10 protein-coding genes are annotated in these 17,198 nt (G+C 48.5%); 5 read left to right on the top strand and 5 right to left on the bottom strand.

The features are described 5' to 3' along the window. Positions 1-17 precede the first annotated feature (17 nt). The 5 genes from DWX33_RS19090 to DWX33_RS19070 form a co-directional block, all read right to left on the bottom strand. Entirely contained in the window at positions 18-1,127 is a 1,110-nt protein-coding gene (locus tag DWX33_RS19090) for a FimB/Mfa2 family fimbrial subunit (protein WP_122380870.1), read from the bottom strand. Positions 1,128-1,271: 144 nt separating this feature from the next. Next, positions 1,272-3,362 (bottom strand): Mfa1 family fimbria major subunit, encoded by a 2,091-nt coding sequence (locus tag DWX33_RS19085; RefSeq protein WP_122380881.1) that lies wholly within the window; start codon positions 3,360-3,362, stop codon positions 1,272-1,274. A 63-nt stretch (positions 3,363-3,425) separates the two neighbouring features. Continuing rightward, complete coding sequence (locus DWX33_RS19080) at positions 3,426-4,895, bottom strand: DUF3868 domain-containing protein (protein ID WP_122380869.1); 1,470 nt, start codon at positions 4,893-4,895, stop codon at positions 3,426-3,428. A gap of 19 nt (positions 4,896-4,914) precedes the next feature. Beyond that, a complete protein-coding gene (locus DWX33_RS19075) occupies positions 4,915-5,505 on the bottom strand; it encodes a DUF3575 domain-containing protein (RefSeq protein ID WP_048926887.1) in 591 nt (196 codons plus the stop codon). Positions 5,506-6,115: 610 nt separating this feature from the next. Next, positions 6,116-7,075, bottom strand: a complete 960-nt coding sequence (locus DWX33_RS19070; protein WP_048926888.1) for a site-specific integrase — start codon at positions 7,073-7,075, stop codon at positions 6,116-6,118. A gap of 118 nt (positions 7,076-7,193) precedes the next feature. Here DWX33_RS19070 and DWX33_RS19065 point away from each other — a divergent pair, with 118 nt between their 5' ends. The 5 genes from DWX33_RS19065 (at position 7,194) to DWX33_RS19045 (ending at position 17,196) form a co-directional block, all read left to right on the top strand. After that, positions 7,194-8,558 (top strand): sodium-dependent transporter, encoded by a 1,365-nt coding sequence (locus DWX33_RS19065; RefSeq protein ID WP_005863916.1) that lies wholly within the window; start codon positions 7,194-7,196, stop codon positions 8,556-8,558. Between the two features lie 77 nt (positions 8,559-8,635). Beyond that, a complete protein-coding gene (locus tag DWX33_RS19060) occupies positions 8,636-9,367 on the top strand; it encodes a helix-hairpin-helix domain-containing protein (RefSeq protein ID WP_121962616.1) in 732 nt (243 codons plus the stop codon). An 86-nt stretch (positions 9,368-9,453) separates the two neighbouring features. Beyond that, entirely contained in the window at positions 9,454-11,145 is a 1,692-nt protein-coding gene (locus DWX33_RS19055; protein ID WP_121962617.1) for a helix-turn-helix domain-containing protein, read from the top strand. A gap of 133 nt (positions 11,146-11,278) precedes the next feature. Next, complete coding sequence (locus DWX33_RS19050) at positions 11,279-14,236, top strand: hypothetical protein (protein WP_122380868.1); 2,958 nt, start codon at positions 11,279-11,281, stop codon at positions 14,234-14,236. A gap of 20 nt (positions 14,237-14,256) precedes the next feature. After that, entirely contained in the window at positions 14,257-17,196 is a 2,940-nt protein-coding gene (locus DWX33_RS19045; protein WP_147425518.1) for a hypothetical protein, read from the top strand. Positions 17,197-17,198 lie beyond the last annotated feature (2 nt).

Genomic DNA, 17,198 nt, shown 5'->3' with positions numbered 1-17,198 from the left:
GTTTTAAGATTCTTGATTTACAATATGCCGTCGTTGATACGGATCACCCAGTCTTTCACCTGTATCTTGAAGCAGGCGTACCCCACGATCGTGGGGTCTTCCGGATCGGGTTCATCGGGGTTGTCCGGATCATCAGGATCATCCGGTCCCGGTGGGTCAGGAGGTATAGGAGGATCCGGGCAATCGGGACATACCTTCGGCGTGAGGAAGAAGATGATCGAGTACTCATCCTGCCGGTCCAGGTATTCCTGTGCGGAGATCCGGTGCCCCTCCATCTTGGTGAGCAGGAGGTAATCGTTGAGGTTCACGTTCAGCACGTCCTTCTTCCATCCGTGGTGACGGATGATGAGGCGGTAGTTGCGCCCCGCCATCAGCCGCATGGTATTCATCTCGGCCACGGCCACGAACTGCCCGCCCACGGTAGCCCCGGGGGTCGGGTCCGCGCCCAGCCTCACGTTCTCGGCGTAATAAGGGAGGTAGTGGATCTCGGGATCCTCCAGCAAGGAGTTGTCGTAATCCATATACCCGTTGTCGGCGACGATCTGGAAGGAGAAGTTGTTCACGTCCATATCCTCGCCCATCACGTTTTGCAACACGACACGCAACTTGTTGGTATTCTTGGCGAGCGAGATAGTGTCGGCCTCGGGCCTATCGCGTGTCACGGTGAAGGTATCGAGGCTATGCCAAAGCGGGCGCAGCTCGCTGGGTTGTGTCGTATCGTCCTCGCGCAAGGTACGTACCTTGACGTCTCGTACTCTCCCGACAGCCTGCGACTCCTCGGCGGGATCGTCCCATGCGTAGCTGCCCTTGTCCAGCCCAGCCCAGGTGACTACCTGATAAGTACCCGGCTCCATGTCGAGGGCGATGGAGTTCCACTCATCCAGCTCGCTCTTCTCGATCCGCCGCTGGAAGAGGAAGTTTCCTTCTTGATCGCAGAAGAAGAGCGTGACGTAATCGACCTCGTGCTGGAAAGCGTCAGCGAATTTCATATTATAGTCGTACTTGAAATACAGCCGGAACTCGCAAAGCGGCAGCGAGTCGTCGTGTATCCAATCGCAAGCGTATAACCCCGCGGCTACAGCCACGATGCCCATCCACTGTTTGCAGGTATGAAATAAACGGTTCATAATCATTTTATTAAGATACTCAGTAATCCTCCGCCCATACTATCAGGGATGGAGGTAAACCATGATGCCCATTATAAGGTTCTTATGATGGGCATTGTAAGGAGCTTACAATGCCCATCGAAAGAATCCCCCGAAGGGGTAGGGTTATAGGATGATAGGCTTGTTGGTACGTTTCACCCAGTCTTTTACGTAGATGGTGACATCAATGGTAAGCTCGTTATTCTCATCCGGCGTGTCGGGCTTATCCTTACCCGGGGTATAAGGTAGCGGGTCGCCCAAGCCACGTACACCCTTTACGAACAGCTGATAAACGTTGTTACGCACGATACAAAACTCCATCACGCCCATCTTTTTGTCTGCCATGTTATCGTTATGACGGATCCAGAACTTGTGGTAGCTTTGTCCGTTACGGAAGAAAGATACGCCATAGTTTTCGGCTAAAGGTCCTATTTCGTCGGTAGTAATTGAACTCATATTATCCGTCTTGTTCAAAATAGCTTGTAACTTTTGATCTTGAGTGCTAACAAACCCTTTATAGGTCAACCTATTCTTTAAATCTGGAGTCAAGTCAGTCGCAGTGCTCAGTTGATCTTCCAAATATTTCTTAAACTTCTCCTCCAGCTTATTCTTAATCGACATACCCTCGATTGCCGTTTTTACATCCGCTAACGTCGAAGTGACATCATCAGTCCAACCCTCCATGATTCCTTTCAACAAGTTTGTTTTATCAGTACCATCAGGTATATTGAAAGCTCTTGCGGCTACAGTCTTTATATTTTTATAAACTAACTTCTGTGCCTCTTTGCCGTTAAAATGTTCTGCGGTAAGGAATACGAAGTTTTCTGTGTCATCCAATTGGGCCTTATCGAAGATAGCACCATTAACATATTCTGTCATTTTAAAATCTTCATTGGGAGTAAATTTCGTCCTAAAGATAACACCGGTAGAATAACCATGCACCTGTGCGCTTGTATTCAAAGTATTTTCTCTGACGTATGAGATCGGATAATAAGTTTTGTTATTTACCGGATCCTCATAAGATACTGGCGGATTATTCAAAGGAATAGCAGTCACCTTATTAACATCGTTCAAGCCCTCGTTGAAGTAGTTCCTATAGAGTTTTTCCCATTTATCATTTGCAACGTCAGCGAGAGTCTTTTCGTTAAAAGACTCAGACAATACGAAATTAAATGAGCCGTTAGGCTTTGAAGCAGGATCCCATTGCCATATCTCATCTCCCAAGTATTGCAAAGGATCGCCCTCTTTGTATTGATCATTCATTTCTAAATCTTTTTCATAGCTATCCACTGTAGGAGAAACCTGCTTGAACATCTTAGTATTTCCTTGCCACTGGTTTATTAACGTATAACCTGTCAAATGAAAAGTTCCTTGTTTATTTACCGGAGAGCTCTCATTATCAAAATCCAGCGCAACTTTCCCTTCTACTGGTGTTTTATAGGTCAAATCGATACGTGCCGCCAGACGCTCCACATAAACAGCGGTTTTCGCCGGGTTTTCCGCTGTATTTTGAGAGGAAAGGCTTACGATAGAGGGAAAATTGGCAGGCGTTGCATCACTCACCATTTTGTGTGTAGACATCAGGAATTCATTCGCATTAGCAACATCTGTTCCATTTTTAGCAATGACATTACCTTCTGCTACATAGTCGCGCAGCTCTTTTAAAGACTTAATCTTTGTCTTTAAGTCCGTACCAGCATTCACAATAGCAAATACTTGATAATTTTTCGGATTTTCATCCAAATCACTATTCATGGTAATTCTTATATTTCTACTACCATGATTCGGTTCGCTTCCACCTTCACTAGCATCAAGACCACTACTATCTCCCGTCTTTACATCATAATAACCATATCCGGCAACGGTAGGATTCTCTTCGCCATTAAGAAAATCCAAGTGATCAGCTTTGGACAATGTGTTTGCGTTTGTTTCAAACAAGAAAATATTAACATTATACACCATGCCCTCATTCTTGCCCGGAAGCTCACCCAACCAGCCGTTGCCGTCCTCGCCCCAACCGGAACCATCGCCATTAGGAGAAGAGGGATCTGCCTTCGTCATCGGTCCATCCGCAACTGTAGAGATACGCACGTTCATGTAGGCATGATTGCCATCGTCCTCACCACCGGAATTGCCTCCGTTTTCGATATCATCGGAGCAACCCGTAACCGCCAGCAAGAAAGCGGCGGCCGCACTTAATAAATAGTTCTTTTTCATGATTCTCATCCGTTTTTATTTTTGACATTTATTGTTATCATTCTGCAATCACAACTCTCGTCATCAATCCGCCAGTTCCTCCCGCTTCTCTGCGATCTGCCTCAAGTTCTCCTCCACCTGCGCAGCCACGGAAGGATTGCCGGACAGCTTGCCCAGCAGGGCCTCCGCCTCGTCCAAGCGGTTCTCCAGCATAGCGATGGCCGCCTCCGCCAAGGTACGCTCCGCGGAATCGGAAGTCTTCGCCAGATAACGGTGGGCCGATTCCAGGCGACCCGCGTCGATCGCCGTAAGGGCGGCGTTCAGGTTCGATACCGGATCGTCCGGATACATGCGCACGGCAATCTCGAACACCTCGCGGTAAGCGTCGCTACCCGGTTCCATCGTCTGCGCCACCCGGAACATCTCGTTTAGACTCAACTGCCTAGGGTCCGAATAGATCAACTCACGGGCCTCTTCTACCGTAAACGAACGGATCGTGTAGCGCACCGCGTAATCCGAATGGCGCAAGGCTGGATAAATATCGCGCAAGAGCACCCGATACGAGGCCCCCCCGTTCAACGCTTTCAGCTTCGCCTCGCGGCGGTCGTAATCCTTCGGTTCGTCCGCACGGATGATGGCCAGCAGCTCCTCCTTGTCCGCAAGCGAGGAGTTCTCCACCCGTTTCTCCAATCCGGCCCAGTCCTCCGGCTCGAAATCCACCGTGAAACGGGCCTGCTCGAAGTGGTAAAGACCCTTCACATATTCGATCAACGCCTTGGCGCGATGCTCGGCCAAATAAGTGTTATGCTTATAGGTACCTTCCGGCGACGCGAAACCCTTGATATATACCTCCGTGATGGTAGCGTAAGGATCCTCCTTCACCGATGACACGGTCTCGAGGATCTTGCGTAACTCCGAGGGATTGTCGCGATACTCGGGATATATCTCCGTGCGGTTTACCGGGAAGTCGAGGAAGGCGCTTCCTTCCTTCACACGCTCTTTCACACGTTCCGCCTCCGGCGTGACGTAGGCCAAAAGCGGCCGCAATACCACAGGCTCCGCGATTCGGATCGGGAAAAGCGGCGACTTGTCATTACTCAACGCCTCCCAGCCGCAACCGCAAAAATCGACTACCAGCGACACCTCCGAACGCTCCATCCACTTGGCGAAAGGAATGGAGGCATGGTAATCGAACGTCTGCTCCTTCCCATTGTAACGGCGTAAGACAAACTCCCCGTTCGCCGCCGCGTCGCGCCCGGACCGGTCGTACTGGATCTGGCGGTTACGCCCGTTCACAATCACGGGAGGCAAAGCCCTTACGCTATCGCCCCGCTCGATCAGCGGCGTACAGACCAAACTCCGGTTGGCCGATAGCGACAACTCGTCCAACGCTAGTTTCATATCAATTATCAAGCGATCGCCCACATGCTCCACCAACCGCTCCTTCACGACGATGGCGGTAGCCGTCTGCTGCGCCTGTACGGGAATCGTAGTACCCACACAACCGGCCAAACATGCGATCCCAAGTATCATCCATCCTTGTAGATTCTTCATTTTTCAGTCCTCCATCGATTTAAAATTGGTAAATGAGATTGATCGCCGCCTGCGTAGGCCCGAAGTAATGCTTCTTGATCCCTTCTTGCTTGCGGCCGCAATTTGCGCAGGGATACTTGTCCGACTTCAAGTACAGATAGCCCACGCCCACCGTGGCCTCCAAGTTCCAATGGCGAGACAGCAGCCACGAGTATCCATAACTGATACCGGCTCCCGCGCCCCATCCCTGGTGACGCTCGCCCTCTGTACCCAGCCATTTGATATCGGTTACATTATATAATAGGTACGGAGTATGCACGCCGAGGAAATGGCCGTTAAACGTCTCGCAAAACCAATACCTCAACTCCGGGTGCAGACGCAAATGCTTCAGTGAGCGGCCATAACTCCCATCATCGTTCTTGCCGCTGAACGGATTCAAGCCTGCCTCCAACTCAAGTGTCCAATGACGGGCGAGATAAACTTCAGCCCCCAAATTAAACGTGGCAGTAGCCCAATAAGGAATATTACTCTTGATCCCAATCATGGAGCCTTTCCCTTCGACCGGCACCCCCTGCGCTCTCGAAAGAAACGGGACTGACAACAAGAATAGCATGAAAATCGTCTTCTTCATTCTTTCTTATTCATTATGGTTGTTAATCTTATATCTTCTCACCCTTCTGCCCCTCAAGACCCAACTTCCTAAAATCAACTAACGGCAAGAATGGCCCGTGGACTTATTTATGGAATAAGGTTTAGCGTTTCAAAAACGTTAGAGGAGAATAAGCGTTAAACAACATCTTATTGTCGTTTATATAGTATATCAATAAACCACACGGAACGTTTCAGAAAAACATGTACATGTTTTCCTGAAAAGACGTACATGTTTTTTGGAAAACACGTACATGAAATCCAATAAATATTATGGTGTTTCTATACAGCTACCAATCAATGGCTTACATATAGGCCTATCCAAACGAGCTTATTGTATTATTTGTTTTTGATATTCAGGAGGAATTTGTAGAGTATAGAAATTCCTCTTTAGTTGAGAGAGTGAATCAATAAAGGTGAATATGGTTCATTTTAAAGACATAGCTTCCCCTAAATTCCTTATTTGGTGAAAAGAACTTGACAATTTTAATGCAGAAAAGTTGTGATAATAAAATATTTATTATGTATTTTTGTGAACTAATAGGGAGGAAGTTACTATTTTAACGCTAAAACTCCTTATTCCATAAATAAGTTCACAAACCATCCATCCTTTTCTCTAAAATCCGATTTACAGAGCCTATCACCTTCATGTTCGCATGAGCCAAACGTGATATATCCAATTCTTCCAGATAAAAACGAGTCGTTTTCTCCGACGAGTGCCCCAACGCCTGGCTGATCAAGGCCATCGGCATATCGCAACGTAAAGCTTCTGATGCCCAGCTATGGCGAACAACATACGACGTAAACGGATTCGGTAACCGTAAAGTTTGCCCAATCCGTTTCAGCCGGGCATTATGCCGAGCCAAGCTACGCTTATACCTCAAATGGTCCGGATTCCCGGGCGGAAGAATCGGGAACAAATACGACGATCCGGTCGCTCGCTGCCGATCCGCGTATTTCCGGATCAATTGCAACATACTACTGGTTATCTCCAACCGGATCATACGTCCTGTCTTATGACGGTGATATACCAACTCATTCCCCCGGATATTCTGCCTCGTCAAGTACGCTATATCCACAAAAGGCATCCCGCAAGCCATAAAACTGAATAAGGAAAGATCTATCGATAATTCCACTTGCGGGTCATCCACCACCTTGATCTGAGCGATTTGCTGGAACAAAGATGCGGGAATCGCACGCCTCGCCGTCATCGCACGCCGGAGTTTCAAATTCTCAAACGGATAATATGACGCAGGAATCAACGCCTCTTGGCAAGCCATATTATAAAGCGCCCGCAAACTACTGATATACGTATTTACCGTATTAGTAGCTAATCCTTTTCCCTGAAGATACGTGATGAAATCTATCACCAACGCACGATTCAAATCGGCCAAACAGAACCCCGGGTTCTTCACGAATCTTAAAAAATGCCTTACGGCCACCTCATACAACTCAGCTGTCCCTTCTTTCTTTAACTGCCGTTTCATGTCTCTTCGTTTTCCCATATAATCCATCAATGAGATTGCTAACTTTTTCTTACGTCCTCGTTTCATACTCCTTTCACTAAATTATTTATACTTTACACGAACAAATTAATTCAAATTATTACTTTTGCTCCCGAAAATAAGAAAATAGGTAACAATTAAAAGCATAAAAGCAACAATAAATAATATGGCAAACAATCGAGTCACATTCGGTAGTAAATTGGGCGTAGTACTAGCTACCGTAGGATGCGCCGTCGGATTGGGAAGCGTATGGCGCTTCCCGTATATGCTGGGAGCGAACGGAGGTGCGGCCTTCCTACTGGTCTACATACTTTTCATGATATTCTTGGGCATTCCGGTAATGATAACCGAGTTTTTCATCGGCCGGCATTCCCGCAGCAATACGGTGGGTTCTTTCAAGAAAATGGCTCCCGGTACAAAATGGTGCTGGATTGGGTACAACGGTATCTTGGCCGCATTTTTGATCTTAAGTTATTACTCGGTCGTCTCCGGTTGGACGCTTGAATATGTTTGGCAAACGCTAAGTGGCCGTTTGTATGGACAGCCGGATATAGACTATACGGCCGATTTTCAGGATTTCGCTTCCAATGTCTTCCGTCCGATCTTTTGGATGGGCGCTTTTATCGGGTTGACTCACTTCGTGATTGTCTCGGGTGTAGAAAAAGGTATCGAACGGGCCTCTAAGATCATGATGCCGCTTTTATTCTTGATCTTGCTGATCATGTGCGTACGTTCCGTGACCTTACCGAACGCTGAGGCCGGATTGCTTTTCCTTTTCAAGCCAGACTTTAGCAAATTGACTTCCTCAGTGGTCTTGAGCGCACTAGGACAGGCTTTCTTCTCTTTGAGTTTGGGTATGGGCTGCTTGATCACTTACTCCTCTTACTTCGGGAAAGATACGAATATGCAGGCCACCGCTTGGCAGGTGACAATCATTAATACGCTTGTCGCCGTATTGGCCGGTATCATGATATTCCCGGCGGTATTCAGTTTCGGCATCACCCCTTCCGCTGGTGCGGAACTCGTGTTTATCACGTTGCCGAACGTATTTGGACAATTACCGCTGAGTGGCTTGTGGTCCTGTATTTTTTATATCTTGCTAGCGATGGCGGCACTGACTTCCACGATCTCTTTACATGAGGTAGCTACGGCCTACGTTCTTGAGGAGTTCCACATGACACGCAAGAAAGCGGCTTTAATCGTTTCCTTAGGGGTATTTTTCTTAGGAATTTTCAGTTCTCTCTCATTCGGGGTGATGAAAGGATTCACGATTGGAGGCTTGGCCTTTTTCGACGCACTGGATTACCTGACCGCCAAGATCATGCTACCGCTGGGAGGTATGCTCACTTGTATTTTCGTAGGTACACGTGTCGATAAAAAAGTATTGAAAGCCGAGTTGACCAATGAGGGGACTCTTAAGTTCCGTCTTTTCGGCGCTTACGTATTCTTTATGAAATACGTGGCCCCAATCGCCATCGGTATCGTATTCTTGAACGAATTAGGGATCTTGAAATGGATTACCGGTAAATAATACCGAGAATTCCTTGTCAATAGAAACGGAACTTCTACCTTTGTCGGTGGAAGTTCCACAAATCAAAACATAAGACTATGAAATGGCGTGATTTACTTTATTTCTCCAAGGGGGAAAGGCAGGCTCTTACCCTACTCCTTTCCTTAATAGCGATGGCATGGATCGCAATTATCTTGACGGATTTTTCCCGGACAAAGGTTCTGCCCGATGATCTGGTCACGGACAATATGAAACAAGACACCTCCCTTCCAATTACCCCGAACGGAAATCCCCCGAATCCCACCCGGAAAGAAAACAAATTCCACTCGAAAGAAAACAAAGTTCCCTCCGAACGAAATCCCAAACGCATCCGAAGGGAATCAAACCTCCATTTACCCTCATATCCAAAGGTAGAAAAATGGCCGTTAGGAACAGTTGTAGAATTAAATTCGGCCGATACCACCGCCCTAAAGAAAGTTCCGGGAATTGGTAGCGTCTTCGCCAAACGGATCATTAAATACAGGGAGCTATTAGGGGGCTTTTATAGCGTAGAGCAATTAGGGGAAGTATATGGTATCGACGAGGAACGCTATAAATCGATGAAATCGTGGTTTTCGGCAGACCTGTCGGCTATAAGTCAGCTACCTGTCAACCAATTGTCGGCTAAAGAACTGGCAAGTCACCCATATGTCAGCTATAAACAGGCCCGGGTTATCGAGCGACAAGTCCGGAAGAAAGGCAAGTTACAGGGCTGGGAGAACCTAGCCTTACTGGAGGAGTTCACGGAATACGACCGGGAGCGGTTGCGGCATTACTTCTCATTCCAATAGATAAAAAATCAGGTTATTCATAGAATCTTAATGCCCATCAAAAACAGATTATCCGTATCTTTGTGATCTTGAAATAACATATATTGATGAAATACTTCTTATCGATAAAATATATTCTCATAGTCTCTCTCCTACTTATCGGGGCATTGCCTTACGTTAAGGCAGAAACGACAAACCCAGTCTCCTCCCCGGATTCTTTCGAGACATTAAAGAAAGAGGCACGCGAAAGCGAATCACCCGACGATTGGAAGCGAGTTATCAATAACGCCCAAGCCCGGAAAGACACGGCAGACCTTGGATTCGCCTATGCCTCCTATCTGCAAGCGATGGCGAATATGCGTCCCACCGGATTCAAGGAAGAGGCACGCCCTATCATGACTTTCCTGCTCGACACCCGGCAATATGACTACTACTTCGCCTTATACAACCTGCTTATCAACCGCTTGTTCTCCGATCAAGCCTATCGCCAGGCACAAGAGGAGGCCGAGCTTATGTATCAGCAAGCCAAGGGGATCGGGCAACCCGTAGGTATGGCGATGGCCCTTAGGGTACAAGGCCAGATCTTCTACAAGCTCAACCTATACGAGAAGGCATATTCCGTATTACGGGAGGGCTCGCAAACCTGCCCTTCTTATAAAGAAAGCCTAAACGCCTTCACGACAGCACAAAGCCTGTGCGAATGGCAAATCATGACTTGCCAGAAAGCCGAGAGGTATGAGGAGATGCTTCCCCTCGCCGACCTATATGGTGAAATGCTGGCTTACTGGAATGGGAAAGGCTGGAAAGACCCTAGCGGACATTACCCTGTCACCCATCTCTCCCTTCGTGCCATCGCTCTACTAAAAGCCGGGCGGAAAGAGGAAGCGAGAGACTGCCTGCGGGAAGCCCGCACTTATATGCTTCCCGCCTTCCCCGCCCGTGCTTACGAGCATTTCTATGAGGCCCGTTATTTACTGCGTTACGAGGAAGGTGCCTATAAAGAGGCGATAGCCTACATCGATACGTTGCTGGAGACACACCGGGATTATTACCCTTTCTACCTAAATGACATACGAACCAAGGCCGAACTATTATCTTTAAGCGGACAACCTCAGCAAAGTATCCGGCTGTATCGCGATTATATCCAAGCCAACGATTCCATCGCAAAAGAGGAGATCGCACGCCAGCTTGATGAATTGCGAATCCAATACGAAGTGGAGAAGACCCAACAGGAGAACCTACAAAAAACACGGTATTTACAACTAGCTTTTATCATCATCGGTCTCGTCACCCTCTTACTTTCCTTATATATTATCTATGCCAATAAACTAAACGCGAAGAACCGGCTACTCGTAACCCGGTTGGAAGAACACGACAAATGGGCGAAGAACTTCTTATCCCTTGAACCGGAATCAGAGGGACAACCGGCCGCGAAAATCACCAATCCACCGACGTCTTACGAGATCATACAACGCTTAGGCGCATTCATGATCAACGAACGGCTCTACCGGAATCCGGCATTAGACCGGAAAGAACTCGCCAAAGCCTTACAGATTAATGAACGGACACTAGCGAATGCCCTACGGGAAGAAAACGACCAGACCGTATTGGAATATATAACAATGTATCGCTTGGAAAACGCCCGCCATCTGCTCTCCCTAAAAAATCCAGTCACCTTAAAGGAAATAGCGGAACAATGCGGCTTCGGTACATTGCGTACTTTCCAGCGATCCTTCCGAGACAGATACGGGATGCCTCCCTCTCAATACCGGGAGATTATAGGCGAGAAAGAGAAATAAACCACGATGGATTCGTGCTTTTCAGGAGAAAAGCGAATTTGTCGCTCTCCTATACCGGAATTGTCGCTATTCTTTTCTTGCCCGGAACCCTAGACCCCAATACCTTTGGCATCCAAAACAAGTTACTCTGCATATGAAAAAAACAAGCTGGCCGTTTTATCTCTTTTACCTATGCGGCTTATTATTGCTCGCCTGCCAAGACGATAACGATTCGGGAGTCACGCCTCCGGGAAACGGGGACACGTTCGAGGGTTCTCAATATGTAATCACCCTGCAAGACGAGACGGAGAATTTCCATTACCCCGAGTTTATCTGTACGATGCGTACGGAAGACGGCACGGTCATTACCCGCAGGGGAGGGCACATACGTCTGGATGGTCAATCGATCCTGACCCTCGACACCGGATTGAAAGAAGGCATCTATCGGTTGCTGTACCTGACTACTCCTGTCGTAACAGAGGCCGAGGCCGATACCACTTGGAATGAATATGGGCTGGGATGCCGGATAGAGATATCGAAAGGTACGGTAAGGGTTCTCGATCCGTACAACAAGACGGCGAACCTGTCCGGAAACGGAACCGCGGAGGATCCCTTTATCATCAGTAGTTACGATCACTTGAAACGCCTCCGCAGCATGACGAACGATCAAACCCAGAATAAATTTCTGACGGCAAGTACCTATTTCCTGCAAATAGCGGATATCAACATGGATAAGGCTTCCTATGATAGCGACCACCAGTTCGGCTGGCTATCGATCGGTAATGTCCCTAACAATCCGTTCCGGGGTATTTACGATGGCAACGGCTATAAGATCAAAAACCTGTGGGCCACCCGCCAGAACTCCACCGGGATCGCCCTCTTCGGTTACACGGAGAAAGCCATCTTTAAACATGTATGGATGGAGAATCCCAAGATGGAAGGGAATTTCGCGGTCGGCGCATTGGTCGGAGGGGCGGTATCGGCGGGCGATATGCGTGATAAGACCTCGCTCATTGGCTGCACGACTTCCGGCGGTTATATCAAGGCGAGCAAAGGAAGCGTAGGGGCCGGAGGACTGGTCGGCGTGGTAGACCTGTACGGGATGATCGCGATGGACAGTTGCGTTAACACGAGTACCCCCGTTTCCGGGTCGTATGGTGTCGGCGGTTTGTTGGGAGTCGGTTCGTTGTATTCCCAATCCTACCTGCAACAATGCGAGAATCACGCATCCGTGAGCTCGGACTATACAGGAGCCGGGGGCTTGGTGGGTTCTGTCGATTCCCTGTCTATCCTAGGGTGCGTAAATACGGGTAACATCACAGGCTCCAAGGCCTATAATCCCTCGGATGCGAGCAACGGCGGGTATGCCACCGGAGGTATCGCCGGAGGTACGGGTGTCTCTTACATATATGCGAGTACGAATGAGGGAAATATCGATGGTTACATCGGCGTGGGCGGCATTATCGGCAGTACCCGGTTGGGTTCAGATGAGTTGCTTTTCAATAACACGTTGGTAAAATCATGCGGAAATACCGGGGCGGTATCCGGTAAATCCTCGGTCGGCGGTATTTGCGGTGAGGCGCAGTTAGGATGCTACGCCGTTTATAACACGGGAGCGGTATCGGCCTCGGCTAGCGGCTCGTTCGTGGGCGGTATCGCCGGGAATACATCCATAGCGGTGGTGCATAACGCATTGAATACCGGAAAGGTATCCGGAAATAACAGCGAAAGCGCCGGTGGCGTGGTTGGCAAGGTTACTTGGGGTGCCTTCTTCGCCAGCCAGAACTTCGGGGATCTGGATGTCAATGCCAATTATGCCGGTGGTATCATCGGATTGGCCGGAAACTATACGATGATCAATTATTGTGGAAATATGGGCTATATATTGAACAGCGGAACCGGTCCGACCGGAGGATTGGTCGGAGAGATCGGCGATCCGAGGGAATGGTCAAGCGAGGCTATCGCGAGCTGCGTCATAGGAAGCGTGGAATGTATGTTGGGAATATTAGGGCCTGTCATAGCGGTAACCGGTTCGGCTCTGGAAACCGCGGCCACTACCGGAGAAAAAATTTTTAAAGGAATAGTACATGTCTTACATGTTGGAGAAACAGTGGCGGATTGGCTCCTGCTAGTCGCTGATAAAACCATGTTCCGGATCGGAGTCTCTGAAATGCTGAGCGAGGAGGAAGCCGAGCTGATGGAGGCTTCTCTCAAAGCGAAAGTATCAGAGATAGATGGTGCCATTAACGACAAGATGGCCAACATCCGGAACGGCTATGCGCTGTCGGCTGGCATATTACCCTCTAGCCTGAATCAAGGAACGGCCACCGATTTTATCAATAACACGAACACGTTATTGACCTTCTACGAGACCTCCGATGATAATAACAATACGATCAACTACAACATAAATCATAAACGTGAGGAACGCTACGAGCATATTGAGCAGAGCAAACATATCAAAGAGATCGTGCAAAAAGTAATCGCGGGGGTTTGCATCTGTGCGGCGGCGACGGCGGGTGTCGTTTCCGGCATAGCTACCGGCGGTACCACGACAGCTGCCGTATTCGCCACGATCGGCACGGTCGCGACCTTAGTGGGTGGAGTCAACGCGATTGTCGAAGGAGCCACCGACTATCAAAACAACGCTGTCATCATCTCGCAGTGTGTCAACATGGGACGTGTCAAAGCGGACAACGCTAGCCGTATCGGTGGCATCGTGGGGCACATGCAACAATACGGTATCGTTAAGGACTGCCTCAACGGGGGACGTTACGAGGGCAACTCAACCAAGGCCGGAGGTATCGTAGGCCGGGGCGATAGCCGATTTGAGGCACACAACTGTTTAAATGTGGGTGATAAATGGAAGGATCCGCTGATTAATAGTTACGGAGACTTCACATCGCTTTCGAACCTTTATTATTATGGCCAACCGGTAATATACGAAAACAACTCTTATCTGACAAACCTGTCTATCGACGAACTCTGCGACCCCAAGAAGTACAAAAACTGGAATATTAACAAGACGAACTCGATCTGGCATGTAACTGAGAGCAAAGGAAACTTCCCCGTTCCTTTCCATTCGGAAATGGAAGAGGAGATCAAGGAATAATCATTAATACATATCATAAAATGAATACAACAAGAATCCATATCATAGGTCTTCTCATGGCCTTGGCAGCTTTCCTTTGGACAAGTTGTAGCGATGACGAGCTCTACCGATCGAATGAGCTGGGTTCCCGCCTAGAGGAAATGGGAGACTTCAAGTTAAGCTCTTTCACCCTAGAGAAAGGGATCTGGGAAATCGCCGATACGATCCAGCAAATCAAGCTCCACCTCAAATCGCATACCGACGATTCCATACGGGCATACGACGCTGCCGTGCTACATAGCGAAAGCAATCCTTCTTACAGCATCTATATCCCGAAAACAGACGAGATACCGGATAGCGACTACGACCTGACCGCATTCCTTATGGACGGGACCAAGTTAGGCACCAAGCTGAAGGTCACTTTCCGGGACGAGATGCTCCATACGATCATGGCCTCAACGGTACAGTATGACTTAGAGGGGGAAGGAACGGCAGAGAAACCTTACTTGATCGGCTCACAGGAGGATTTCGGCATGCTTGAATATGGCCTTAACCGTTATGATACCATCGCACACGCAGCCGGGCTCTATTTTAAACAAACCGCAGATTTCGAAGCCCCACATCGTAGCGACGTGTACGACGGACGTTATACTTTTGGCGAGTCCTTTGCCGGTATATACGATGGTGACGGCAAGTCTATCACGATCGCCTATCTCGGTGCACAGGCAGAGAGTGATACCACTGTCGGTCTTTTTAAAACATTATATGACGGTGCTCAGATAAAGAACCTGACTATCAGAGCCAATATGCAGGGAATTAAAAAGAATGGCGGAATGTTGGCAGGCTCTTCGCAAGGAAACGTGACGCTTACGAATGTAACCGTTAGCGGTAGCATCACCGACAGCAACGAACATATCGGTGCCTTTATCGGACATGCCACAGGAAACCTGACCGCTGAACATTGTCGTCTTTTCGCCTCTGTCCATGCGAACAGTTATGTCGGTGGACTTGTCGGATACATGGAGAACGGAATGCTTACGGTAACTGATTTCTCGAACTTACAAGAAAATTCCATGCCTTTCCTTTTCACGGTTCACGCAGGCAACCGGGGAGCCGGAGGCATAACCGGAGGTATCATGAAGGGAGGGTGTGCCTTTAAGGATATCACTCTCCAGCATTCCATAGAGAAAGAGGATTCCGGACTAAAGGTTATTTATGCTGGAGCAGACCGGGCCGGCGGACTTGCCGGTGAGATGGCACTCAACGAGGCCAGTAGCTTGAATAATATCAACATATGGGCTCCTGTCCGCTCGGAACAAAAAGATGCCGGCGGACTCGTTGGTACCGCGACCTTGACCGCCCCACTAAGCGTAAGCAACTGCACATTCGCCTCCTTGGTGAAAAGTAATGAGAAAGCCGCCGGGTTTTTCGGCTATTTAAAATGCGACAATCACTTGAACTTGGCAGAAACCAACCAGGTCGTGCAAGTAAATAACGGATACCTCAACGTAGAGGCAAATAAGTACGCAGGCGGTATGTTCGGCTATGTGTATGGCGATATCAAAACGAGCGGCCTTTGCCTTATCAACATAAACGTGACCGCCACATCGAATTTCGCCGGAGGTATCATCGGAGAATTGGAGCATGGGACATTGGAAACGAAAAACTTCAGCCTCGATAACGATATGCAGGTGTATGGCAACGACGCTACCGGCGGACTGGTCGGATATGCCAATAGCAGTACGATCAAAGGGGATATAGGTGACTTGAACTTCTCCTCCATCCCCTCTCCCGACAGCTTTAAGAGCAACTATCCGGGAAAGGTCTCTTCTCCGGGAGCAGATGGAAAAGGTACGTCTATGGGAGGACTCGTCGGGTATGCCTTACATTCTCATCTGGATCATCTTTGTTTCACAGGCTCTGTTTTTGGTAGTGACAGAGTGGGTGGAATCGTCGGGCATATAAGAGGCACGGCAAGTATCACCCACTGCGTAAACAATGCCAACATTGTCGAGAATAGCACTAATACATGCACCGGAGGTATCGCCGGCAAAGTGGACTTCACCGATGGTACTTACACGCACATGATTAATTACAGTAATATCGCAGGCATGGAGCAAACGGGAGGTATCTTTGGTTATATCGGATTAGAGACCTCCACCACCCATAACCTCAACATCCAATACGCCGTAAACGCAGGAGAGGTAAGCGGAAGCCAGAACGTAGGAGGATGTGTCGGACGTTTGTATGACGACATGAATGACGTGGAGCACAAGATCTCTTATTGTGCCAACTACGGGAAAGTAAGCAATTCCGGCAACGGTAACTTGGGAGGCATCCTCGGACAAGGAGACAGCAAGAAGATGATCATCATGAACTCTGCCAACCACGGAGAGATCGCCGGAGGATCAAATGGCGCATCACAAGTGGGTGGTATCGCCGGAAGAATGGGAAAAGATCCGGGAGGCGTCACAATCGGAAACAACATGGAGCTGGCTTATTGCTGTAACCGGGGCAATATCTCTTCTGATAACGTAGATTCGCACGTCGGTGGAATTCTAGGTTACCAAGAGGAAGGAAACGATTACGATGAAAACCATTGGATGACGCACGACTGTTATAATTCGGGGTCTATCACTTCCGACCAGAAATCCGATAATGGAGGCATCGTCGGTTGTGTGGATTCCTACTCGGAGGTAGTTCGCTGTATAAATATCGGAAAGGTATCCCCCAATGGCAACGGCGTAGTAGGCACCCGGAAGTCGAGCGTGATCTGGCACCACCACGACCTTTATTATCTGGACGGTACGGGAAGCGGCTGGTGCGCCGAATCGTTTAGTGATAGCGAGAAGAAAAACACCTCAACGTTCAATAATTTCGATTTCAGCGGCAAGGGTGTCTGGATTATCGATAGTGACAACTCGAAAAACAACGGCTTTCCTTATCTCAGGGACTGCCCGTTTCAATCAATTTACCAATAAAT

It is taken from the genome of Parabacteroides sp. AF19-14 (assembly GCF_003635485.1).
GTDB classification, from domain to species: domain Bacteria; phylum Bacteroidota; class Bacteroidia; order Bacteroidales; family Tannerellaceae; genus Parabacteroides; species Parabacteroides distasonis.
Note: the sequence above shows the minus strand (reverse complement) of the source record. Positions and strands in the feature narration are given on the sequence as shown.